This window comes from Pseudomonas sp. RC4D1, from assembly GCF_018390395.1.
In the GTDB taxonomy this organism is placed as follows: domain Bacteria; phylum Pseudomonadota; class Gammaproteobacteria; order Pseudomonadales; family Pseudomonadaceae; genus Aquipseudomonas; species Aquipseudomonas danubii.
Genome location: NZ_JAHBAW010000001.1, coordinates 1,747,926 through 1,770,736 on the forward strand (window position 1 = coordinate 1,747,926; position 22,811 = coordinate 1,770,736).

At 63.7% G+C, this 22,811-nt stretch carries 24 protein-coding genes; 14 read left to right on the forward strand and 10 right to left on the reverse strand.

Annotated features, from left to right (window positions below):
* Nucleotides 1–63 precede the first annotated feature (63 nt).
* The gene (locus tag KHO49_RS07990; protein WP_213664857.1) at nucleotides 64–951 is read right to left on the reverse strand and encodes a dihydrodipicolinate synthase family protein; all 888 of its coding nucleotides are present in this window, start codon (nucleotides 949–951) and stop codon (nucleotides 64–66) included.
* Between the two features lie 32 nt (nucleotides 952–983).
* Entirely contained in the window at nucleotides 984–1,766 is a 783-nt protein-coding gene (locus KHO49_RS07995) for an aldolase (RefSeq protein ID WP_102878683.1), read from the reverse strand.
* Nucleotides 1,767–1,927: 161 nt separating this feature from the next.
* Between KHO49_RS07995 and KHO49_RS08000 the strand changes: the two genes are divergently transcribed.
* The gene (locus KHO49_RS08000; protein WP_103742256.1) at nucleotides 1,928–2,470 is read left to right on the forward strand and encodes a helix-turn-helix domain-containing protein; all 543 of its coding nucleotides are present in this window, start codon (nucleotides 1,928–1,930) and stop codon (nucleotides 2,468–2,470) included.
* Nucleotides 2,471–2,547: 77 nt separating this feature from the next.
* On the opposite strand, the gene KHO49_RS08005 is transcribed toward KHO49_RS08000, so the two are convergent.
* A complete protein-coding gene (locus KHO49_RS08005) occupies nucleotides 2,548–3,567 on the reverse strand; it encodes a DUF4917 family protein (RefSeq protein ID WP_102861727.1) in 1,020 nt (339 codons plus the stop codon).
* Between the two features lie 157 nt (nucleotides 3,568–3,724).
* Here KHO49_RS08005 and yiaY point away from each other — a divergent pair, with 157 nt between their 5' ends.
* Nucleotides 3,725–4,873, forward strand: a complete 1,149-nt coding sequence (gene yiaY, locus KHO49_RS08010; protein WP_102878685.1) for an L-threonine dehydrogenase — start codon at nucleotides 3,725–3,727, stop codon at nucleotides 4,871–4,873.
* A gap of 51 nt (nucleotides 4,874–4,924) precedes the next feature.
* Here yiaY and KHO49_RS08015 read toward each other — a convergent pair whose 3' ends face one another.
* Complete coding sequence (locus KHO49_RS08015; RefSeq protein WP_213664858.1) at nucleotides 4,925–5,209, reverse strand: type II toxin-antitoxin system RelE/ParE family toxin; 285 nt, start codon at nucleotides 5,207–5,209, stop codon at nucleotides 4,925–4,927.
* Nucleotides 5,199–5,438 carry a CopG family ribbon-helix-helix protein gene (locus tag KHO49_RS08020; protein ID WP_213664859.1) on the reverse strand — a complete coding sequence of 80 codons (240 nt, stop codon included), beginning with the start codon at nucleotides 5,436–5,438 and terminating at the stop codon, nucleotides 5,199–5,201. The genes KHO49_RS08015 and KHO49_RS08020 overlap by 11 nt, the downstream gene beginning before the upstream one ends.
* A 200-nt stretch (nucleotides 5,439–5,638) precedes the next feature.
* Here KHO49_RS08020 and KHO49_RS08025 point away from each other — a divergent pair, with 200 nt between their 5' ends.
* From KHO49_RS08025 to KHO49_RS08060, 8 genes are all read left to right on the forward strand, one after another.
* The gene (locus KHO49_RS08025; protein ID WP_213664860.1) at nucleotides 5,639–6,376 is read left to right on the forward strand and encodes a PA3715 family protein; all 738 of its coding nucleotides are present in this window, start codon (nucleotides 5,639–5,641) and stop codon (nucleotides 6,374–6,376) included.
* 10 nt (nucleotides 6,377–6,386) lie between these two features.
* Nucleotides 6,387–7,118, forward strand: coding sequence for a PA3715 family protein (locus tag KHO49_RS08030; protein WP_213664861.1), 732 nt, complete (start codon nucleotides 6,387–6,389; stop codon nucleotides 7,116–7,118).
* A gap of 3 nt (nucleotides 7,119–7,121) precedes the next feature.
* A complete protein-coding gene (gene fos / locus KHO49_RS08035; protein ID WP_213664862.1) occupies nucleotides 7,122–7,538 on the forward strand; it encodes a fosfomycin resistance glutathione transferase in 417 nt (138 codons plus the stop codon).
* 126 nt (nucleotides 7,539–7,664) lie between these two features.
* The gene (locus KHO49_RS08040) at nucleotides 7,665–8,303 is read left to right on the forward strand and encodes a LysE family translocator (protein ID WP_102878689.1); all 639 of its coding nucleotides are present in this window, start codon (nucleotides 7,665–7,667) and stop codon (nucleotides 8,301–8,303) included.
* A gap of 108 nt (nucleotides 8,304–8,411) precedes the next feature.
* The gene (locus tag KHO49_RS08045; RefSeq protein ID WP_102878690.1) at nucleotides 8,412–9,761 is read left to right on the forward strand and encodes a sensor domain-containing protein; all 1,350 of its coding nucleotides are present in this window, start codon (nucleotides 8,412–8,414) and stop codon (nucleotides 9,759–9,761) included.
* Nucleotides 9,762–9,918: 157 nt separating this feature from the next.
* Nucleotides 9,919–10,443, forward strand: coding sequence for a DUF4142 domain-containing protein (locus KHO49_RS08050; protein ID WP_213664863.1), 525 nt, complete (start codon nucleotides 9,919–9,921; stop codon nucleotides 10,441–10,443).
* A 251-nt stretch (nucleotides 10,444–10,694) separates the two neighbouring features.
* Nucleotides 10,695–11,780, forward strand: coding sequence for a type I restriction endonuclease (locus KHO49_RS08055; protein ID WP_102861564.1), 1,086 nt, complete (start codon nucleotides 10,695–10,697; stop codon nucleotides 11,778–11,780).
* A 207-nt stretch (nucleotides 11,781–11,987) separates the two neighbouring features.
* Nucleotides 11,988–12,761 (forward strand): GNAT family N-acetyltransferase, encoded by a 774-nt coding sequence (locus KHO49_RS08060; RefSeq protein WP_213664864.1) that lies wholly within the window; start codon nucleotides 11,988–11,990, stop codon nucleotides 12,759–12,761.
* A gap of 7 nt (nucleotides 12,762–12,768) precedes the next feature.
* Here KHO49_RS08060 and KHO49_RS08065 read toward each other — a convergent pair whose 3' ends face one another.
* The 5 genes from KHO49_RS08065 to KHO49_RS08085 form a co-directional block, all read right to left on the reverse strand.
* Nucleotides 12,769–13,545 carry an AraC family transcriptional regulator gene (locus KHO49_RS08065; RefSeq protein ID WP_102861566.1) on the reverse strand — a complete coding sequence of 259 codons (777 nt, stop codon included), beginning with the start codon at nucleotides 13,543–13,545 and terminating at the stop codon, nucleotides 12,769–12,771.
* A gap of 113 nt (nucleotides 13,546–13,658) precedes the next feature.
* Nucleotides 13,659–14,927, reverse strand: coding sequence for an NAD(P)/FAD-dependent oxidoreductase (locus KHO49_RS08070; protein ID WP_213664865.1), 1,269 nt, complete (start codon nucleotides 14,925–14,927; stop codon nucleotides 13,659–13,661).
* A complete protein-coding gene (locus tag KHO49_RS08075; protein ID WP_502937858.1) occupies nucleotides 14,924–15,157 on the reverse strand; it encodes a (2Fe-2S)-binding protein in 234 nt (77 codons plus the stop codon). Before KHO49_RS08075 ends, KHO49_RS08070 begins: the two co-directional genes overlap by 4 nt.
* Nucleotides 15,154–16,275 (reverse strand): NAD(P)/FAD-dependent oxidoreductase, encoded by a 1,122-nt coding sequence (locus tag KHO49_RS08080; RefSeq protein ID WP_213664867.1) that lies wholly within the window; start codon nucleotides 16,273–16,275, stop codon nucleotides 15,154–15,156. The genes KHO49_RS08075 and KHO49_RS08080 overlap by 4 nt, the downstream gene beginning before the upstream one ends.
* Nucleotides 16,272–17,204, reverse strand: a complete 933-nt coding sequence (locus KHO49_RS08085) for a 4-hydroxyproline epimerase (protein WP_213664868.1) — start codon at nucleotides 17,202–17,204, stop codon at nucleotides 16,272–16,274. Before KHO49_RS08085 ends, KHO49_RS08080 begins: the two co-directional genes overlap by 4 nt.
* Nucleotides 17,205–17,468: 264 nt before the next feature.
* On the opposite strand from KHO49_RS08085, the gene KHO49_RS08090 reads away from it, so the two are divergent.
* The 4 genes from KHO49_RS08090 (at nucleotide 17,469) to KHO49_RS08105 (ending at nucleotide 22,777) form a co-directional block, all read left to right on the forward strand.
* A complete protein-coding gene (locus KHO49_RS08090) occupies nucleotides 17,469–18,389 on the forward strand; it encodes a dihydrodipicolinate synthase family protein (protein ID WP_102878696.1) in 921 nt (306 codons plus the stop codon).
* Nucleotides 18,390–18,532: 143 nt separating this feature from the next.
* Nucleotides 18,533–20,104 carry an APC family permease gene (locus KHO49_RS08095; RefSeq protein WP_102878697.1) on the forward strand — a complete coding sequence of 524 codons (1,572 nt, stop codon included), beginning with the start codon at nucleotides 18,533–18,535 and terminating at the stop codon, nucleotides 20,102–20,104.
* A gap of 32 nt (nucleotides 20,105–20,136) precedes the next feature.
* Nucleotides 20,137–21,756 carry an aldehyde dehydrogenase (NADP(+)) gene (locus tag KHO49_RS08100; RefSeq protein WP_110651888.1) on the forward strand — a complete coding sequence of 540 codons (1,620 nt, stop codon included), beginning with the start codon at nucleotides 20,137–20,139 and terminating at the stop codon, nucleotides 21,754–21,756.
* A 10-nt stretch (nucleotides 21,757–21,766) separates the two neighbouring features.
* Entirely contained in the window at nucleotides 21,767–22,777 is a 1,011-nt protein-coding gene (locus KHO49_RS08105) for an Ldh family oxidoreductase (RefSeq protein ID WP_102878699.1), read from the forward strand.
* The last annotated feature ends 34 nt before the right edge of the window (nucleotides 22,778–22,811 follow it).

Below are 22,811 nucleotides of genomic sequence, written 5' to 3' on the forward strand. Positions count from 1 at the left end.
CGTGAGCGCGGCCCATGCCAAAGCCCGGACGGTGTCAGCCGCCCGGGCTTTTTTGTCAGGGCTTCAACCCAGGGTCTGCAGCAGCGCCTGCAACTGTTGGCGTGCGCCCTCGTTCAGGGCAAACACCGGCCGGCGCGGCTCGCCGGCGTTCAGTCCGGCCAGTTCCAGCCCGGCCTTGACCGTGGCCGGCAAGCCACCCTTGAGGATGAAATCCAGAAGCGGCAACTGGCGGTAGAACAGCTCCCGGGCCCGTTGCAGGTCATGCTCCAGCACGGCCTGGTACAGATCGAGATTGAGCTGGGGGATCAGGTTCGCCGCCGCCGTGCACCAGCCGCGGGCACCGGCAGCGAAGGCTTCCAGGGCCAGGGGGTTGCAGCCGTTGTAGAACGGCACCTGGCCTTCACCCAGCAGGTGCAGCTTGTGCATGCGCTGGATGTCGCCGGTGCTTTCCTTGACCAGGGTGACGTTCTCCACGGTGTGGAAAATCTTCAGGATCAGCTCCACCGACATGTCGGTGCCGCTGGTGGCCGGGTTGTTGTAGAGCATGATCGGCACGCCGATGCTGGCGCCGATGGCCTGGTAGTGGGTGAGGATCTCGGCTTCGCTGAGTTTCCAGTAGGAGGTGGGCAGCACCATCACCACGTCGGCGCCCTGGGCTTCGGCAAAGCGCGCGCGGCGGATGGCCTTGGCGGTGGTCAGGTCGGAGACGCTGACGATGGTCGGCACGCGCTTGGCGACGTGGCGGATGCTGAACTCGGCGACCTGGTCCCATTCCGCGTCGCTGAGGTAGGCGCCTTCGCCGGTGCTGCCCAGGGGCGCGATGGCGTGGACGCCGGCGTCGATCATGCGGTCGATGGAACGCCCGAGGGCGTCCAGGTCCAGGCCTTCGCCGTTAGCGCCGAAGGGGGTGACGGTGTAGCCGATGATGCCGTGGATATCGGGTGTGGACATGGTGCAACTCCTAGCAAGGCATAAGGGGTGGATCAGTTCAGGCAGTCGGCGTGTTTTTTCAGGTTCTGCCGCGCGTAGTAGTTGAAGGCCGCGCCGTGGCGCTTGGGCTTGGAAATCCAATCGTGGGCTTCACGACCCAGCTCCGGAAGGATCGGCTTGATGGTGCCGGCCGCCATGGCCAGCAGTTGCAGCTTGGCTGCGCGCTCGATCAGTTGGGCGATGACGCAGGCTTCCTCGATGCTGGCCCCGGTGGACAGCTGACCGTGGTGGGAAAGCAGGATCGCGCGTTTGTCGCCCAGGGCCGCGGAGATGATTTCGCCTTCTTCGTTGCCCACCGGCACCCCGGGCCAGGCTTCGAGAAAGGCACAGTCCTCGTACAGCGGGCAGAGGTCCATGTGCGATACCTCCAGCGGCACTTCCAGCATCGACAGCGCGGCAACGTGGGTCGGGTGGGTGTGGATGATGCAGTTCACGTCCGGCCGGGCGCGGTACACCCAGCTGTGGAAGCGGTTGGCCGGGTTGGGCATGCCGTGGCCTTCGAGGACTTCCAGGTCTTCGTTGACCAGCAGCAGGTTGCTGGCGCTGATTTCATCGAAACCCAGGCCCAGTTGCTGGGTGTAGTAGGTGCCTGGCTGTGGACCGCGGGCGGTGATCTGCCCGGCGAGGCCCGAGTCGTGACCGTTCTCGAACAGAATGCGGCAGGTCAGGGCCAGCTTTTGCCGGTCGGTCCACGTATTATCCGCCAGGGTGTTTTGCATCTGGGTCAGGGCTTGCTTGATCAGTTGGTCCTTGGGCAGTGCTAATGTCTTGGCCATATCGGGGTCCTTGGTGAGGGTGCAATGGACGTCGGGTCTGCACTTCACCTGTTACTTGCAAGGTCGTTGGGTGAATGCTGATGACACTAAAGAGGCTATATGACACTTTGTGTCATTGGCAAGCGCCAATCGTTGTTTTCTAGATGGATTAATCGCTCCACATGTCTATCCGTTTGAAATTACTGAGAAAAAAACTTGGCGTGACCCTGGAGGCCCTGGCCGAAAAATCCGGGATGACCAAGAGCTACCTGTCGAAAGTCGAGCGCGGGTTGAACACCCCGTCGATCGCCGCCGCCTTGAAGCTGGCCAAGGCGTTGAACGTCAAGGTCGAGGAGCTGTTCGCCGAGGACAGCATCAGCCTGGACAGCTACAGCCTGGTGCGCAGCGATGAGCGCCAGTCATTGGCAGCCAACGACCAGACGCCGGGATACGCGGTGCTGGCCCATCAGGTCAGCGAGCGCAACCTGCTGCCGTTCATCATCTACCCGGCCAAAGAGTTCAGTGACAAGACCTTCAAGGAACACCTGGGGGAGGAGTTCCTGTTTGTCCATGAAGGCCAGGTGGAAGTGGACTTCATGAACGAGCGGGTGATTCTCAACCGTGGCGACGCGCTGCACTTCAATGCCCAGAAGCCCCATCGCATCCGCTCCCTGGGCGACGAGCAGGCGCAGCTGCTAGTGGTGGTACACAGCAACGAAGAATGAGCCCTGTAGCCGCTGCCGCAGGCTGCGAACGGGCCGCAGGCCCGCAACGATCCCAAGGACGCCCAAGCCCGGCGCAATCAGCGTTCCACGGGCACCGACAGGGCCGGGTTGCCCAGGGCGTGGGTCTTGGAATCGAAGAAGCGCAGGTTCAACTCCAACCCTTCGAACAGCTTGGCGTAGTGGCGCTTCTGGTGCTGGATGAACGCCGCGCTGCGCGGGTAGATGGAGATCGCCAGGGTCGTGACGGCCGACTGGCGGATCGCCTGCACCAGGTGCTGGTCCTGGGGCCCCAGGTTGTGGCCGAAGATGCACAGGGCGCCGCTGTGGTCTAGCAGTTGCTGGTAGCAGAACGACAGGTAGTCCGAGCTGCGGATGGTCTTGAGCTTGTCCGCCAGGGGCCCTTCGCTGACGAACAGCGGCACGTCATCCAGGGTCTTGAGGGTGTTGTTGATGGCGAAGCTGCCCAGCAGGGTGCCTTCGGTGGAACTCAGCTTGCGCGCGCTGCCGTCCAGGTTGCGCACCAGGTGCAGGCCGCCGTGGAGGTAGAGCAAGCGAGTAGCGGCGCTGGAGGTGGTGCCCAGTGCGAAGGCCGGATCGGCGCCGTGAAACAGGTCATCGATGCCTTGGTTGTCGTGCTGCACCGCCCAGTAGTTGAGCAGGTCGTAGTTGCTGGTGAACACCGTGGGATAGCGTCGCAGTTCCTGGTTGATCGCCGCCAGGCTTTGCGGCTGTACCAGGCGCCAGGGGATGTGTACCGCATGCACGGTGTTGATCAGGGCTTCCTTGATGGCGTAGTAGCGGTTGCGCGGCGCCGCCGAGCTGACCGCCAGGGCCTTGTTGACCCGGCTGGTGGTTTTCAACGCGCCCAGTACCTGTTCGAAGCTGCGGGTCTGCAGGGCTTCGAAGACGCTGAGCTCGGACTGGCTCAGGGGCTTTTCTTCCACTGTGCGAGCGTTTTCGAACAGCGAGTCGTAGGCAAAGTCTTCCCAGACGGCACGGCTGGCACCGTTGCCGATCAGCAGGCCATTGAACGGTGTGCTCGTGCCCAGGGCGTTCCAGTCTTCAAGTTCGGCGTCAAATTCCTGGAAATCCGTCATCGCGGTCATTGGTCTCAAGGCAGAAGGTCATCAGGGCGCCGACTTTATCACGACCGACCCTTGAGCCAGATCAAGATCGCCCGTGACCGATGAGTCGATCCTGTCGGGCAGACATAAATCGACACCCCGCATTGGGCATTCGCCTGGAGACTTCCTCATGAGCAGCACCTTCTTCATCCCAGCCGTCAACATCATGGGCATCAATTGCCTGGACGAGGCCATGAGCGCCATTCGCAATTATGGGTTTCGCAAGGCGCTGATCGTCACTGACGTCGGCCTGGCCAAGGCCGGGGTGGCGGGCATGATCGCCGAGAAGTTGGCCATGCAGGACATCGATTCGGTGATCTTCGATGGCGCCAAGCCCAATCCGAGCATCGCCAACGTCGAGCAAGGGCTGGCGCAGTTGCAGCAGTCGCAGTGTGATTTCGTCATCTCCCTGGGCGGCGGCTCGCCCCATGACTGCGCCAAGGGCATTGCCCTGTGTGCAACCAACGGCGGACACATTGGCGACTACGAAGGGGTCGACCAGTCGAGCAAGCCACAACTGCCGTTGATTGCCATCAACACCACCGCTGGCACCGCCAGCGAGATGACCCGCTTCTGCATCATCACCGACGAGTCGCGCCACGTGAAAATGGCCATCGTCGACCGCAACGTCACGCCACTGCTGTCGGTCAACGATCCGGCGCTGATGGTGGCGATGCCCAAGGGGTTGACCGCCGCCACCGGCATGGACGCCCTGACCCACGCGGTGGAGGCCTATGTGTCCACCGCCGCCAACCCGATCACCGATGCCTGTGCGCTCAAAGCCATCAGCATGATCAGCGCGAACTTGCGCCAGGCGGTGCACGACGGCAGCGATTTGCTGGCCCGGGAGAACATGGCGTATGCGCAGTTCCTCGCCGGCATGGCCTTCAACAACGCTTCCCTGGGCTTCGTGCATGCCATGGCTCACCAGTTGGGTGGCTTCTATGATCTGCCCCATGGCGTATGCAACGCAGTGCTGTTGCCCCATGTGCAGAGCTTCAACGCCAGCGTCTGTGCCGAGCGCCTGACCGATGTGGCCCACGCCCTGGGTGCGGATATTCGAGGCTTCAGCCCGGAGGAGGGGGCCCAGGCGGCAATCGCGGCGATTCGCGCTTTGGCTCGGGACGTGGAAATCCCCGCCGGTTTGCGGGAACTGGGCGCCAAGTTGCAGGACATTCCACTGCTGGCGGCCAATGCCCTGAAAGACGCCTGCGGCCTGACCAACCCGCGTCCGGCGGAGCAACGGCAGATCGAAGAGATTTTCCGTAGCGCGTTTTGAGGAACGGGTAGGTCCGTTTCGCTGGCAAGCCAGCTCCTACAAGTGAAGCGTTCACCAACGTGCCGGGGGCTGACGGCGGGTATGGAAAATTCGCAGAATCTGTAGCCGGTCCCCGCGCACCCGGTAGGGAATCAGGTAAGGCCAGCCCGGCACTACCCATTCCCGGGTGCCGGGCAGGCGGCCTTCGCGGCCACTTGAGGGGAACCGGGCCAGTTGCTCGATACCGATCAACAGCGCCCTGACAAATTCCCCGGCGGCCCGGGGATCGTCCTGGGCGATATGACGGGCCTCAGCGTCCAGGTTGTTCAGGGCGCTGCGTAGCCATTCAATGCGCATTGTTGGTCCACTTGCCGGCGATGGCCGCCACTTCTTCGGCACTGGCGAAGTCACCTGCGTCGGCCTCGTTCAGGGCCTTCTGGATTTCCTCGATTTGCCAGGCTTCCCGCGCCAGGTATTCACGCAGGGCGTCCACGGCGAGAAACGACTTGCTGCGTCCGGTGGCTTTTGCCAGCAGGGCCAGAGTTTCAGCAAGTTCATCGGGCAAGCGTAGGGACATGATGGACATGGCAGTCTCGTTGTAGTGATGTGTAATACAACATATTACCTCGTCATACCCTAGCCCAGGTCCGGCCATTCGTCAGGCCTGCAGTTGTTACAAGGCAAGGCCACTCCCACGCGCGTGCTCCCAGCGTTGAAAGCGTCGACGGGGCAGAGGATAGTGCGACCTGAAATCGCGCTGTATCCGCCTGTCACAAGGAGTCGTGAATGTTCCGTCGCTCTTCTTTGATCCCGCTTCTGGGCAGCCTGGCGCTGCTGGCCGGCACCACATCCGTCGCGGCCCAGTGCCTGCCGCCGCCACGCAACGCCGAGGTTCCGGGCTTTTCCCTGTGCAAGGACTGGCCGGCCTTTGACGACCAGAGCATCAGCCTGCTGTCGGAACAGGTTCCGGACCCCAGCGACACCGGCGACGGTGACGGCACCTACAACCTGCAACTGGCGGTGCTGGACCGCAACAGCGGCAAGCCCCTGGCCAGTTACAGGCAGCCTGTGGCTTTCGTCTCCGACGCCTTCCGCCTGGAAAGCGTGAAGCTCGACACCGGGCGCTTCCAACTGGCGCCACAAGTGCGGGCCTTCGGGGTTCGGGCCGGGTTCGAGGGCTCGTCCCGGGTCAACCCTTTCAATCAGATCTGGCTCAGCCTATATGTGCGCGAAGGCAGCACCCTGCGCCCGGTGCTGGAGAAGTTCCTGGCCCATTCCTACAACGGCGAATGGGATGGCCAGTGCGCCGGCGAGGGCACTGAAACCACGCGTACCCTGGAGATCGCCAAGACCCGCAGCCATGGTTATGCCGACCTGATCGTGCGTTCGGTCAGCGTCAGTACCCGGAGCGAAAAAGTCGGGGAGGAGTGCCAGTCCAAGTCCGTGACCGCCAAGCCGGTGCTCATCACTCTGCATTACGACGGCCAGCGTTACGTGCTGCCCAATGGCTACAGCGGTATCTGAGGGAGTTTTGATGAAGTGGCTTGAATCATGCGGCCTGGGCCTGGCCCTTTGTGCCGGGTTGGGGGGTGTCACGGCGGCGCAGGCGGGGTGCGACAACACGACGGGGGTTCCCGGAGAGTTCTATGTCTGCAAGCCCTGGCCCGCGGAGCCGGAGCTGAGCATCAGTGCCCGGGCGACGCCCATGCCCGGGAGCCAGACTGGCGACGTCAGCAGCTACAGCCTGGACGTATCGCTGCAGGACATCGACTCCGGTTGGACCCTGGCCAGCAACTACAAGGATTCTGCTCTGTTCTCCGATGCCGTGGCCCTGCAGGGGCTGCAGATCGACACCGGGCGCTACCGTTTGAATAAAGAGCAGCGAGCCTTTGGCCTGCGGGTTCTCTATCACCACAGCTCCAGTGCCATGCCCTACGAGAAAAGCGTGCTGACCCTGTATCGACATGAAGACAAGGAAGTCCTGCCGCTGCTGGAAGGATTGGTGATGGATGAGAGCCACGGCGAGTTTGGCTGGGGCAGTGAGTGCGAGGGCCGCTCCCGGACCCTGCACCGGACCCTGGAAGTCGGCAGTGGCCAGCGCAACGGTTACGCCGATCTGATCGTGCGTACCCGTGAAGTCAGCACCAAGCATTTCAAGGGCCGTGATGGCTGTGAAAGCCGTGATCTGCCGCCCAGGAACACGGTGGCGACCCTGCATTATGACGGCCAGCGCTATGCACTGAGCAAAGCCCTGAAAGGACAGTAATCGATGCTCACCGGCCTCAATCACCTGACCCTGGCGGTTAGCGACTTGCCCCGCAGCCTGGCCTTCTATCACTCGCTGTTGCAACTGCGTCTGGAGGCCACCTGGGATACGGGAGCCTACCTGTCACTGCCGGGACTGTGGCTGTGCCTGTCCCTGGACCCGCAACGGCAGGCACCGGCAGTTGCCGATTACACCCATTACGCCTTTGGCGTCGGCGCTGCAGATTTTGCAGCGCTGATTCAGCGCCTGCGTGAGGCGCGAGTGCCGGAGTGGCGCGACAACCGCAGCGAGGGCGCGTCGTTTTATTTTCTCGATCCCGATGGGCATCGACTGGAGGCTCATGTCGGTGACTTGGCTTCGCGATTACGGGCCTGTCGCGAACATCCTTACGCAGGAATGCGCTTTTACCCCGCCGACTGAGGCGCCGCTACCGGGAAGCAGCTGACGAAAGCCGCTGGTGGCAAGGTGCCTTGATCGTGCAGAATCCGCCAGATTCGTTCTGTGCCTGGCGTTGCCGTGAGGTGCATCCGTTCTGGAGTCTTGCTGATGACCTCATCGCTGTTGCTGGCTGTTATCGCCTCGGGTTTCATTTACGCGATCACCCCCGGGCCCGGGGTCCTGGCGGTCTTCGGTATTGGCGCTTCCCGTGGTCGACAGGCTGGCGCAGGGTTTCTCTGCGGGCACTTGCTGGGGGATGTGGTCTGGTGCAGTACGGCACTGATCGCCATTGTCGGCGCCCGGGAAATCGGCAGCGACGCCTTCAACATTCTCGGGGTGCTCAGCGGTCTGTACCTGTTCTGGCTGGGGCTGCGGGCGATCCGCAGTCGTGGTGGCAATGGCGATGAGCCTCAGGGTGCAGCGCGCAATCCGTTCTGGCACGGGATCATCTTCGGCCTGACCAACCCCAAGGCTTATCCGGTGGCGGTGGCGACGTTCACCGCTCTGCTGTCCAGTCGTGCGGAGCTGCTCAGTTGGTCCATGCTTCCCGGCCTGATTGCCCTGAGCTTCCTGGGCGGCCTCGGCGCTTACGCTATTCTCATCGGCGTGGTGGGTGCGCGGCAGGTACGCAGTTGGTATCAGCGTCACGAGCTGGCGATCACCCGGGTCTGCGGGGTGATGTTCATCGGTTTCGCGATCAATGCCCTGCTGCATGCGGTGCCGGGGCTGATCGGCAACAAGGCATAACGCCGCTCGCGGAGTGCGAGGGTGGTGTTCAGCCGGTGTTCGTCACTGGCTGACCGGGCTCAAGGGATGGGTACTCAGTGCATTTTTCATGGGTAGTAGCTTTCTCTGATGGCAACCAAGAACTCCGCGCCTCTGGCGAGTTTCATCGATCTGCTTCTGGACGTCGTGTGCGCCGTAGATAGCCAGGGTCGTTTCGTATTTGTCAGTGCCGCCTGCGAGCGGGTCTTCGGCTACACCGCCGACGAGCTGATCGGCCGGCCGATGATCGAGCTGGTGCACCCGGCCGATCGTGAGCGCACCCTGCAGGCCGCCCGGGAAATCATGGGGGGCGTGCCCAAGCCCAATTTCGAGAACCGTTACCTGCGCAAGGACGGGCGGGTGGCGCACATCCTCTGGTCGGCGCGCTGGTCGGAAGTGGACCAGTTGCGCATCGCCGTGGCCCGGGACATTACCGAGCGCAAACAGGCCGAATCGAAACAGGCGGCGTTGTATGCCATTTCCGAAGCGGCCCACGCCACCGAGGACCTGCTGGTGCTGTTCAAGCATGTGCATCGGATCATCGGTGAGTGGCTGCCGGCGCTCAATTTCGTTCTGGCGCTGTACGACGAGCGCAGCGATAGCCTGAACTTTCCTTATCACGTCGATGACTGCGAAAGCAGCCCGGAACTGCCCGGGACCCTGATCGGGCGTTTCTGCGCGCAGGTGCTGCGGCACGGCCAGTCCTTGCTGCTGGCGCCGGAGTGTCCGTTGAGCCGGGATTTGTGGAACCAGTTCGCCGTCGTTCAAGGTCCTCGCTGCTGGTTGGGCGTGCCACTGAATTCGCAGAAGGGCACCATCGGCGTGCTCATGGTCAAAAGTGCACCCGGTGCCCAGGGCTACGGGGAAGCAGAGCTGGAATTGCTGCAGTACGTCAGCGCCCAGCTCGCCGCGGCCATCGAACGGGCGCAATTGCATGCGCGCCTGCATTACATGGCTGAGTACGATCAACTGACCCACCTGCCTAACCGCGAGCTGCTGCGCGAGCGCTTGCGTTCAGCCCTGGCTCGGGCCCGGCGCGACTCGGGACGCATGGCCTTGCTGTATGTCGACCTGGACAAGTTCAAGGAGGTCAACGACACCTGCGGGCATGCTGTGGGCGACATGCTGCTGCAAGCGGTGGCCAATCGCCTCAAAGGCTGCGTACGGGAAACCGACACCGTGGCACGCATGGGCGGCGATGAGTTCGTGGTGCTGCTGGAGAGCGTGCAGCACAGCGACGATGCCCAGCATGTCGCCGAGAAGATTCGCCGCGCGCTCAACGAGCCGCTGCGCCTGGATGGCCATTCGTTGAATATCCTGCCGAGTATCGGCATTGGCCTGTACCCCGAACATGGCCTGGAAGAAAAGCAGCTGTTCAAGCACGCCGATGAGGCGATGTACGCGGTCAAGCGCGAGCGCAAAAGCCGCTCCAGCGCCTGAGGTCCTGGCCAGGGGCGAGGCTCTGCTTCTGGCCTGAACGACTCGCCATTCGTCGTTCCACCGGCGATTTTTCTAAACCTTTGCGGCTTCGGGTTTTCCCTATGCAGGCGGGTGCTGTGGCTCCCGCCGTACTGACTTGCAAGAGGAGACTCCCAGCATGAACCCCATGGCCACCATCCTCGGTCGTGCCGGCCTGGCCCTGTTGCTCGGCCTTGGCGCCAGCAACGCCCTGGCCCAGTCCCCCGCGGCCTTTATCGACGACGCCTCGGCCAAGGGCATGGCCGATATCGAAGCCAGCCGCCTGGCGCATCAGCACACCTCGTCCAGGGCGGTAAAGGAATACACCATTCAGGTGATCAACGATCGCACCACGGCCAACCAGCACCTGGCCAAAATCGCCAGGCAACTGGACCTGCCGGTGGCCCCCCGAGAGCAGGTCATGGACCAGGCCAAGCGCTTGATGCCGCAGCTACCCGAGGGGACGGATTTCGACCGCGCCTATGCCGCCAACCAGATCAAGGCCACTGAAGCGGCGATCCGACAGATCCAGCAACAGGCGCAAACCAGTAACGTGCCGCAACTCAAGGCCTTCGCCGAGGAAACCCTGCCCAAGCTGGAGAACCACCTGCAAATGGCCAAGGCCATCCAGGCCGGACGTCACACCGAGCGTATGGATGGTTGAGTGATGATCAGCCACTCCTGATCGTTGGAGGAGCGCAAAGCGGCTGTTCAGCGTTCCTCCCGCACCTCTGTCTGTTTATGAGACTTGCTGATGCATCGTTGGATGTCGTCTGCGGTTTAGTGCTGCCCGTGACTGAAGTGCGCCTCACTTGATGTGGATGTCTGTCTTGGTGACGGTTTGTGTCTAGTATCTACTGGCGGTCAAAGTGCCAGCACGCTAACTCACGGATCGGTATCAGTCAGAGGTCGCTCATGGAATTTTTCGAAAAACTAACCAGTCTTGCTGCCAAGGTGCGTTTGCAAGGCGCAGCCATTCAAACTGAAGAGGCAACGAAGAACGCTTTCGTCATGCCCTTTATCAATACGGTTCTGGGTTATGACGTCTTCGATCCCATGGAGGTGACCCCTGAATTCGTCTGTGATGTTGGAACCAAGAAGGGCGAGAAGATCGATTACGCGATCATCAAGGATGGCGAGGTGCAGATACTCATCGAGTGCAAGAAAATCGGTGAGCCGCTGCACATCAATCATGCTTCTCAGTTGTTTCGTTATTTTCATGTCACCAGTGCGCGTATTTCCATTCTTACTAATGGTCAGGTCTACAAGTTCTTCACCGATCTGGATGCGCCGAACAAGATGGATGAAAAGCCCTTCCTTGAACTTGATCTGCTGGATATCGACGAATACTCCGTCCCTGAATTGATCAAGTTGACCAAGTCGGCGTTTGACGTTGAATCGGTTCTTAGTGCGGCGGGGGAGTTGAAGTACGTCAGCCAGATCAAGAAGGTCATTGCGTCTCAGGTGAGCAAACCCGACGACGACTTGGTGAAGGTTTTTGCGTCCCGCGTCTATGAAGGTGTGATCACTCAAAAAGTGCGGGAGCAGTTTTATGAATTGACCCGCAAGGCGCTCGGTCAGTTTCTCAATGACCAGATCAATGATCGTCTCAAGTCGGCAATGAGTGGCTCCAGCCAGGTGGTCATTAATCAGCACTCGGCACCTATCAACGATGTGCAGGAGACCACTGAGACGGACGGATCTGAGGAAAAGATCTTCACTACGCTGGAGGAGCTGGAGGCGTATCACATTGTGCGGGCGGTGGTGCGTTCAGTGGTTGATGCCAAGCGTATTGTCCAGCGCGATACCCAGAGCTACTTCGGTATTTTGCTCGACGATAACAATCGCAAGCCCATCTGCCGTTTGCATTTCAATCGAGCCCAGAAGTACATCGGCATTTTCGACCAGGACAAAGTCGAGACACGTCATCCGATCAGTTCCGTCGACGAAATCTACGAGTATGCGGATCACTTGAAGAAGACTGTGGGTTATTACGAATAGGCCTTCCGTGCGCTGAGAACTGCACTGTTGCAGCTCATGTGGCGGCGGAACTCGCCACATGAGCAAGGCGCTCCGCTTTTTGCTTACACCTCAGAGCATCCCTTCGCACAATAAAACAGGATTGTGCTGGAGCCGCTGGGCCTGTGGGCTTAACGTGGCCCGGGTCAGGCGGCGCATGGCGCGTCGCGAGGCTCAAGGAGGTAGCAGATGGTGCAGGTGCCCAGCGCGTCGATCATCGATCTGTATCACCAGGCGGAAGACTATTTCTTCGTTTCCATCTCGCAGTTCCATCGGCGCTTCGGCGCCGATCTGAGCGCCTATTGCACCGGGCTTGAAGCCAGCAGCCTGAATCTTTTGATGATGAAGGACCGGCCTGGCGACAACAGCCAGCAACTGGCCGAGGGCGTGGCGTTCCTGCAGCGCACCGGCATGCCGTTCTGTGTGGTGATCCCTCAGGCGCAGGTGTCGCGGGTCAGTCTGCAGTTGCAACAGCAGCACCTGATGGCCGCGGACAAGACCACTTGCATGGTGCTGGATCTGGCGACCTACGAAGTGCAGGAGGGACTGGCGCCACTGGCGGATGTGCATTGCACCGATGAGCATCTGGAGGATTGGGGGCTACCGGTGCAGAGCGCGTTCGAGCCCGATGGCGGAGGCATTGAGCTGTACCTGGAGCGGCACCGGGCGGCGTTGCTGGCCGGCAGGGCCCTGCGCCATTTCACTTTGTATGTCGACCAGCGTCCGGTCAGTGCCCTGACGCTGTCCCTGGGGCCGGGGGTGGCGCGGCTGGATGATATCGGCACTTTGCGGGAGTGCCAGGGGCGGGGCTATGCCACGGCGCTGATCCACTCGGTGCTGCGCCTGATCCAGGCCCAGGGCGCGAAAATCTGTGTGCTCGAGGCCTCTCTCGACGGCCTGTCGATCTACCGCAAGGTCGGCTTCACGGGCTTGTTCGACTACTGCACCTTCTGCCAGGCGTAAGTCCTGGCTACGTCGTGGCGTTGAGCCGGAACTGCCGTGGGCTGAGTCCGGTCAGGGACTTGAACTGCCGGCTGAAGGCGCTGTGATCGGTGTAGCCGCATTGCAGCGCCACCTCGGTGATCGGCTCCTGGGTCAGCAGCAGCCGTGAGGCGTGTTCCAGGCGTGCCTTGTGGATCATCTGCCGGGGCGTGAGGTGGAAGATGCGCTTGCAGTAGCGTTCCAGCTGCGCCGTGGACAGGTTGGCGATGCGGGTCAGATCCTGCAGGCGGATGGCTTCGCTGTAGTGCTCGCGGATATGCCGGTCCACGGCCGCCAAACGCTCGTAGGCCGGATGGGTGTCACGGGCTGCCTGCAGGTCCAGGGAGATGCCGGCCATGCCGATGATCTGTCGGTCGTGTCCATACAGCGGCAGTTTGTGGGTCAGGCACCAGCCGGGTTCACGGCTGCCGTACAGATGCAATTCCAGTTGGCCCTTGATGGTGATGCCCTGGCGCAGCACGCGCTGGTCCTGCTCGGTGTAGACCGGGCCGAGCACCGCCGGAAAGACTTCGGCGGAGGTCTTGCCGAGCAATGGCCGGATGTTCTTGAAGCCGCAGCGCTGGGCCAGGGTCAGGTTGGCGATCAGGTAGCGGGCCTGCAGGTCCTTGATGAAGAACACTGCGCTGGGAATGCAGTCCAGCAGGGGCGTGATCGGGGCCATGCTGGCCAGCAGGCTGTTGATGTCCCCGAGGGATTGGGCGGCGATGGCCCTGGGCAAGTGGTGGAGCTGTGCGCTATCGATCATCGTCGGCCTCTCTCTAGGGGGCTTGGGGGATGGATCTGTGTCGATAAAGCCAGGGGGTACAAAAGGGCTGTGCAAGCTGGCCGGGTGTTCCCGGCCAGGGCGGTTTCAGGGGCTCAGTCTGCGGCGTCGTGGCAGGTCTCGTCGAGCATCAGGGTGGCGAGCCGGGCCGGCACCAGCGGCGTTCGCGGGGCCACCATGGGCCAGTTGAACAGGCGCTGGGCGGCGCTGGCGCAGACCCGGCCCTGGCAGGCCCCCATGCCGCACCGGCTGTGCAACTTGGCGCTGGGCCAATCGGCTGCTGCCGCCACCGCAGCGTAGGGCACATCTTCGCAACGGCACAGCAGTGTCTCGGGTCGGGCCAGTTCGAGGATCTGCGGTTGCAGCTCGAAGTGACGCTGCAACTGCCTGGCAAAGGCCTGCCAGTGCTGGCGCTGGCGGATCAGGCCGGCGGCGCGGGCGCCCTGGCCGCTGGCCACGCAGCCGGCAATCTCGCCTTCGATCAGGGCCAGTTCGCTGCCACCGATGCCGGTGCATTCTCCGGCGGCAAGGACCTGGGGCAGGCTGCTGCGCTGCTGCTGGTCGACCGCAATGGCGCCGTGTTCCAGATGACAGCCCAGATGGCTGGCCAGACGGGTATTGGGCACCAGGCCGAAGCCGCAGGCCAGGTAGTCGCAGGGGATTTCCTCGCTGCGCCGGCCCTGGCGGATGCGTACTCCTTGCAGGTGCCGGTCCCCCAGGGCCTCCACCACATGGGCGTTGCAACGGTAGGCCGGGGTAGCCAGCTTCAGGGCCTGGGCCAGCTTGCTTGGCCAGCGCCACAGTTGGCCGGCGAAACCCAGCACGGAGGCTGCGGTGGCCTGTTCCAGCACCCGCACCACGCGGGCGCCGGCCTGGCGCGCGGTGGCGGCGCTGGCCAGCAGCAAGGGGCCGCTGCCGGCGATCACCAGGGTTTTTCCATTCACCTGCAGGCCATTCTTCAGCAGGGCCTGCAGGCCACCGGCACCGGTGACCCCGGGCAGGGTCCAGCCGGGAAAGGGCAGCAGCAACTCCTGGGCACCGCAGCACAGGATCAGCTGTTCAAAGTCCACCTGCCAGGCCTGTTGCGCGTCCTCCAGCAACAGGCGTTGCGGGCCCAGGGCGGCGATGATACGGGTGGCGCTGAGGTAGCGCAGCGCCGGGTGCTGCAGGATCTTGAAACGCTCGGTCTGGAGGGCGGTGGGCGGGTGCCCGGGGCCATTGCGCCAGATCTGTCCGCCGGGCCGCGGGTTGTCGTCGATCATCAGGATCGAGGTGGCGCTGTGGCTGGCGGCCTGGGCGGCGGCGAGCCCCGCCGGGCCGCTGCCGACTATGACGATCTGGCAGTGCAGGCGTTGGGCGCTCATTGGCTGCGCTCCACTTGCATGCCATCCCGGCACAGGGTCTGGCAGGCCAGTTGACGGCGACCGTCGATGGTCATCCGACATTCCTGGCAGATGCCCATGCCACAGAACGGCGCTCGTGGAGCACCGCTGCAGGCGGTGCGGGTATAGGGCACGCCGCTGTTGGCTACGGCAGTGGCCACCGTGAGGCCGGAGCGGACCTCCAGCGCTTGCTGATCCAGGTAGATGATCACGGGCATTCTCCAGTCAGGGCGGCGAAGCGTCCGGGCAGATAGGGGCGCGGGTCGATTGCCGGGCATTCGCAGAGCATCAGGTCCACCAGCAGCCGCGCGCTGCCGGGGGCGGTCGTCACGCCCAGGCCTTCATGGCCAACGGCCAGCCACAGGCCCGGTTGTTGCGGGTGTTCACCCAGGATCGGCAGGCCGTCCGGGGTGGCGGCGCGAAAGCCGGTCCAGGCGCGGATGCCGTTGAGCGTTGCCAGCTCCGGCAGGTATTCCACTGCCCGTTGCAGCATGGGCGCCAGCACGACCGGTTCGACCTGTGGATCGAGGGTGTCGAACTGTCGGGACGAGCCGATCAGCAACTGGCCGGTCGGACGCGGCTGGACGTTGAAGGCCACCGAGGTGCCGTCACTGGCGTGGGCACTGGCGGCGTAGCCCAGTTCGACCAGTTGATGCTGGACCTGTTGCGGGTAGCGGTCGGTGATCAGCAGGTGGCCCTTTTTCGGTCGCAGGGGCAGGGCCGGCAGCAGTTCCCGGGCGGCGAAACCGTTGGCCAGCAGCACCCGGGGGGCGCGCAGGACCCGGCCGTCGTCCAGCTCCAGCTGATCGCCGGCCACCCTACGCACATGGCCGAACTGGCGCTGGATCAGTGGATGGCTGCTGAGCAGCCAGTGGGCGGTGGCCGGGGCGTAGAGAATGCCGTCTCCGGGGATCTTCAGGGCGCCGCCCAGGCCTTGGCGCAGCATCGGCTCCAGCGCCGCCAGCTGCGAGCCGTCGAGCAGTTGGCCGGTGACGCCGTGGTCTGCCAGGGTCTGCTGCTTGGCTCGCGCCAGGTCCATTTCCTCGCGGTCGGCGGCCAGCCACAGGGTGCCACAGTTGCGATAGGCGCAGGCCTCGGGCAGACGTTCGCGCAACTGCCGCCACAGGCCGATGGAGTAATGACTCAGGGCCAGCTCCGCCGGGTTGTCGTCCATGGCCACCAGATGGCCCATGCCGGCCCCGGTGGCGCCGCCACGGGCGTCGTCCAGCACCTGCACCCGCAAGCCGCGGCCGGCCAGTTCATGGGCGCAGGCGGCACCGATGATGCCGGCGCCGACCACGATCACGTCGGCCTCGCCCTGGGCATTCACGAGCCGATGCCCCAGGCGAACGGGTCGCTGTCATCGAGCAGCAGGGTCGCTTCGGCGCTGATGTGGGCGCTGCCACGCAGGGTGGGAATGATCCGCTCGCCGGCCTGCTCGTAGTGGGCGCTGAACTGGCTGCCGATGACGCTGGCCTGGCGCCAGGTCTGGCCCGGAGCGAGCTTGCCGTCCGCCGCCAGGCAGGCCAGCTTGGCGCTGGTGCCGGTGCCGCAGGGGGAGCGGTCGTAGGCCTTGCCGGGACAGAGCACGAAGTTGCGGCTGTCGGCCTGTGGGTCGTCGGCGAACAGTTCGATGTGGTCGATGACTTCGCCCTCGGCCCCGGTCACCCCGGCGGCTTCCAGGGCCTCGCGCACGCGCCAGGTGAATTGGGTCAGGGCTTCGACATTGTCCAGGGCAATGTCCTGGCCGTGATCGCTGATCAGGAAGAACCAGTTGCCGCCCCAGGCGATATCGCCATGCACCGTGCCGTGCCCCGGCACTTGCAGCGCCACCTGGGTGCGGTAGCGATAGGCGGGGACATTGCGCACGCTCACCGACAGGTCGTCGTGCAAGGTGGCCTCCACCGTGCCCACCGGGGTTTCGATGCGGTGCACGCCGTAGTCGATGCGTCCCAGGTGGTACAGCGAACGCACCAGGCCGATGGTGCCGTGGCCGCACATGCCCAGGTAGCCGCTGTTGTTGAAAAAGATCACGCCGGCACAGGCATCCCTGGCCTGCGGCTCGCAGAGCAGGGCCCCGACCAGCACGTCGCTGCCCCGGGGTTCGAGGACGCAGGCGCGGCGCCAGTGATCGTGCTGGCTGCGCAGGGTCTGCAGGCGCTCGGCCATGGAGCCACGGCCCAGCTCGGGAAAGCCGTCGATCACCAGGCGAGTGGGTTCACCTGCGGTGTGTGAGTCGATCACGGTTATTTTTTTCATGGCGGCACCTGACGGGAAAGAGCTACAGAGTGGCCTTGGCGGGGGCGGCGTTGCTTGTGGGTTTTCGCTGTGGCAGATGACGAAATCAGCACAGTCTCGCCATGGCCGCTGTGGCGCTGGAGCCGCAATGGGGTGAGGGGCGAGTGTGCCGATTTCGTCTCTTGCAGGGGCGAAAAGCCTCAAGCTGCAAGGGGGATAAAAGGCGACTCTGGTCTGGGTTTTCAACGTCAGTCGGCCCGGCCGACCTCAAACAAGGACAAGACCATGAGCCGTAAAGCCATCCAATGGAGCGGTGTATTCCCCGCTGTGACCACTCAATTCAAAGCCGATTTCTCCCTCGACCTGCAGGCCACCCACAAGGTCATGCGCAACCTGGTGGACGACGGCGTATCCGGCCTGGTGGTGTGCGGCACCGTGGGGGAGAACACCTCCTTGAGTACCGCGGAAAAACTGTCGGTGATCGAAGTCGCCAAGGACGCCGCCGGCGGTCGGGTGCCGGTGATCGCCGGGGTGGCCGAATTCACCACCGAGTTCGCCCGCCATACGGTGCGCGAAGCGGCTCGGGTCGGGGTCGATGGGGTGATGGTGATGCCGGCCCTGGTGTACTCGGCCAAGCCTCATGAAACCGCGGCGCATTTTCGTGCGGTGGCCACCGGTACCGACCTGCCGGTGATGGTCTACAACAACCCGCCGATCTACAAGAATGACGTCACCCCCGAGGTGCTGATCGCCCTGCAGGACTGCGAGAACATCGTCTGCTTCAAGGATTCCTCCGGCGATACCCGGCGTTTCATCGACCTGCGCAACGCAGTCGGCGATCGCTTCGTGCTGTTCGCCGGTCTCGACGATGTGGTGGTCGAGAGCGTGGCGGTGGGGGCCGAGGGCTGGGTCTCGGGCATGTCCGTGGCCTTCCCCAAGGAGGGTGAGACCCTGTTCCGCCTGGCCAAGGAAAAACGCTTCGAGGAGGCCCTGGCCCTGTACCGCTGGTTCATGCCGCTGCTGCACCTGGACGCTCGTCCGGACCTGGTGCAGTGCATCAAGCTCTGTGAAGAACTGGTGGGCCGTGGTTCGTCCATCACCCGGCCGCCGCGTCTGGCGCTGCAGGGTGAAACCCTGGCCGAAGTCAAAGCCCTGGTCGCCAAGGCCCTGGCCACGCGCCCGAGCCTGCCGGACGTCGGCCTGTAGAAACGGGCCTGCAGGACTTGGTCGGGTGCCCTGGGTGGGGGCACCCGCTTCTGCAATACCCCATGTGCTGCAAGCGTCGAGCGGGTCCGCCGACGTGACATTCGACTTGCCTATTCCAATAACCTCAAAAAAGGCGCAGCCCCATGTCAGGCAAAGGCAAATTCAAGAAACAACTCTCTCTGGTGGACCTGACCTTTATCGGTCTGGGTGCGATCTTCGGTTCCGGCTGGCTGTTCGCGGCCAGCCACGTTTCGGCGATTGCCGGGCCGGCGGGGATCTTTTCCTGGCTGCTGGGCGGGTTCGCCGTGCTGCTGTTGGGCATCGTTTACTGCGAGCTGGGGGCCGCTCTGCCCCGGGCCGGTGGGGTGGTGCGCTACCCGGTGTTCTCCCATGGCCCGCTGCTGGGCTATTTGATGGGGTTCATCACCCTGATCGCCTTTTCCAGCCTAGTGGCGATTGAAGTGGTGGCGGCCCGGCAGTACGCCGCGGCCTGGTTCCCGGCGTTGACCCATGAAGGCTCCAGCAACCCGACCATCATCGGCTGGCTGGTGCAGTTTGCCCTGTTGTGCCTGTTCTTCTGGCTCAACTACTACAGCGTCAAGACCTTCGCCAAATCCAACAACTTCATCAGCCTGTTCAAGTTCATCGTGCCGCTGCTGGTGATCGCGGTGCTGTTCACCTTCTTCAAGCCCGACAACTTCCATGTCCAGGGTTTTGCCCCGTTCGGCCTGTCGGGGATCGAGATGGCGGTCTCGGCGGGGGGCATCATCTTCGCCTACCTGGGGCTGACGCCGATCATCTCCGTGGCCAGTGAAGTGCGTAATCCGCAACGCACCATTCCCATCGCGCTGATTCTCTCGGTGCTGCTCTCGACCTTGATCTACGGCCTGTTGCAACTGGCCTTTCTGGGCAGCATTCCCACGGAAATGCTGGCCAACGGCTGGAGCGGCATCAGCAAGGAATTCTCTCTGCCGTACCGCGACATTGCCCTGACCCTCGGGGTCGGCTGGCTGGCCTACCTGGTGGTGGCCGACGCAGTGATCTCCCCCAGTGGCTGCGGCAACATCTACATGAACGCCACGCCGCGGGTGGTCTACGGCTGGGCCCGGACCGGGACCTTCTTCAAGGTTTTCACCCGCATCGATGAAGAGTCCGGCATCCCGCGTCCGGCGCTGTGGCTGACCTTCGGCCTGTCGGTGTTCTGGACCCTGCCGTTCCCCTCGTGGGAAGCGCTGATCAACGTGGTGTCAGCGGCCCTGGTGCTCAGTTATGCGGTGGCCCCCATCAGCGTCGCGGCGTTGCGCAAGAGTGCACCGCAACTGGCGCGGCCGTTTCGGGTCCGCGCCTTTGCAGTGCTGGGCCCGGTGTCGTTCGTGATCGCGGCATTGATCGTCTACTGGTCCGGCTGGGGCACGGTGTCCTGGCTGCTGGGGCTGCAGATCCTGATGTTCGTGATCTACCTGCTGTGCAAACGCCTGGTGCCCACCGACCACCTGAGCCTGGGCGAGCAGGTGCGCTCATCGCTGTGGCTGATCGCTTTCTATGGGCTGACCATTGTCATTTCCTACCTGGGCAGCTTCGGCGGCATCGGCGCCCTGACTCATCCCTACGACACCCTCACCGTCACCCTCATGGCCCTGTGCATCTACTACTGGGGCGCCAACACCGGAGTGCCCAGTGCCAAGCTGGTGCTGGACGGCGATGAGGTGGAATGACCATGACCACTTTCATGCAGACGAGGTTATCCATGACTGTTACCGGACAGATGCTGATAGGTCACACCGCCGTGCTTGGCGGCCAGGGCTCGATTCATGGGCTGGCCGCCGCCAGTGGCGAGGTGTTGCAACCGGCTTTCGGTGGCGCCTCGGCCGCTGAACTTGAGCGTGCCTGTGCCCTGGCGGAGGCGGCGTTCGATCCTTATCGCCAGTTGCCGCTTGCACAGCGGGCGGCCTTTCTGGAGAGCATTGCCAGCCATGTTCTGGGCTTGGGCGAGGAGCTGATTGAGCGCTGTCACTTGGAAACCGGCTTGCCCCGGGCTCGCCTGGAAGGTGAGCGGGGGCGCACCGTCGGCCAATTGCGCCTGTTTGCCCAGGTAGTCCGTGACGGTGGTTTTCTCGGGGTCAGGATCGACCCGGCGCAACCTGAGCGTCAGCCTCTGCCCAGGGTCGAGTTGCGCCTGCGGCATATCGGCCTGGGCCCGGTGGCGGTGTTTGGCGCGTCGAACTTTCCCCTGGCGTTTTCCGTGGCCGGCGGCGACACCGCCTCGGCCCTGGCGGCGGGTTGTCCGGTGATCGTCAAGGCCCACTCGGCGCACCCCGGTACATCAGAGTTGGTGGGGCAGGCCATTGCCCGGGCCGCGCAGAGCCTGGGATTGCCCGAGGGGGTGTTTTCGCTGCTGTTCGACAGCGGTCGGGCCATCGGCCAGGGACTGGTGGCGGACCCGCGGATCAAGGCAGTGGGGTTTACCGGCTCGCGCACGGGCGGGGTCGCGCTGATGCAGATCGCCGCATTACGTCCTGAGCCGATTCCCGTGTATGCCGAGATGAGCTCCATCAATCCGGTGCTGTTGTTGCCCCAAGCCCTGGAGGCGCGGGCGGAGCAGATTGCCCCGGCGTTCGTTGCCTCGCTGACCCAGGGTGCCGGGCAGTTCTGTACCAACCCGGGCTTGATCCTGGCCCTGGAAGGCCCGGCATTGCAGCGCTTTGAAAGCGCCGCTGCCGCTGCCCTAGCCACACAGGCAGCGCAGACCATGCTTACCCCAGGCATTCACCGCAGTTACTGCCAGGGCGTTGCCGCCCTGGCGGCCCATGCCCAGGTGCAGACCTTGGCCCAGGGCTTGGCGGGGCAGGGCACTCAGGCCCGAGGCGCGTTGTTCGCCACCTCGGCCGAGGCCTTCATGGGCTGCGCTCAATTGCGGGAAGAGGTCTTTGGCCCGGCCTCGTTGATCGTTAGGTGCCCGGACTTTGCCGCCTTGCAACAGGTGCTGCAGAGCCTGGAGGGCCAGTTGACCATTGCGCTGCACCTGAGCGATGGCGATCACCCCCAGGTCCGCACGCTGCTGCCGCTGTTGGAGCGCAAGGCCGGACGCCTGCTGGTCAACGGATTCGGCACTGGGGTCGAAGTGGCCCACGCCATGGTTCATGGCGGTCCGTTCCCGGCCACCTCCGACAGCCGCAGCACCTCGGTGGGCAGCCTGGCGATCCAGCGCTTTCTGCGCCCGGTGTCCTACCAGGATCTGCCCGAGGCGCTGTTGCCTGCCGAACTGTCCAGCGGCAATCGGTTGCACGTGCCGCAACTGATCGATGGCCAGGGGCCGATCAGCCCCACAACACACTCTCCCACAGGAGCTTTCACTCACCGCTCATAGAGGTTCCACCATGTCTGAATACATCACCCTGTCATTGGACGAAGTCCGCAGCCTGTCCTACCAGGTGCTCAGCCGACACGGCCTGTCCGACGCTCACAGTCGGGCGATCGCCGAGGTCATTACCCAGGGCCAGCGTGACGAATGCCATTCCCACGGGGTGTATCGCCTGCTGGGCTGCGTGCGCTCGGTGCGCGAAGGCAAGATCGACCCCCGGGCCGAGCCCAGCCTGCGACATGTGTCGCCTGGGGTGCTGGAAGTGGATGCTCATTACGGCTACTCCTTGCTGGGCTTCCACACCGGCCTGCCGGTCCTGGCGGAGAAGGCTCGTAGCCAGGGGGTCGCCGCCATGGTGATCAAGCGCTGTTTCCACTTTTCCGCCCTGTGGCCCGAGGTCGAGGCGATTGCCGCCACCGGGCTGGTGGGCCTGGCGATGAACCCCAGTCATAGCTGGGTGGCTCCGGCCGGAGGCCGGCACCCGGTGTTCGGCACCAACCCCCTGGCCTTTGCCTGGCCGCGACCGGGGGGCGATCCTTTTGTCTTCGACTTCGCCACCAGCGCCATTGCCCGCGGCGATATCGAATTGCATGCACGCCAGGGCAAGCCGATTCCCAGCCATTGGGCCATCGATGCCGACGGCGAACCCACCACTGACGCCCAGGCTGCATTGCGCGGTGCCATGCAGACCTTTGGCGGTCACAAGGGCTCGGCCCTGGCGGCGATGATCGAGTTGTTGGCCGGGGCCCTGATTGGCGACCTCACCAGTGTGGAGTCCATGGCCTTCGATGAAGGCGTCGGGGCGACGCCTTGTCATGGCGAGCTGGTGCTGGCGTTCGATCCCCAGGTGTTTCTGGGGCAGGGGTATCAGGCGGGGCTGGAGCGGGCGGAGGCTTTGTTCGCGGGGATTGCCCGGGATGGAGCGCGGTTGCCGTCCCAACGCAGGTTCGAGGCGCGGGCGCGCAGCCTGGAGCACGGGGTGCAGATTCCACGGGAGTTGCTGGAGGAGATCCGGCGGTTGCTCTAGGCAGGCGTTCGCTGACAAGCCAGCTCCAACCACA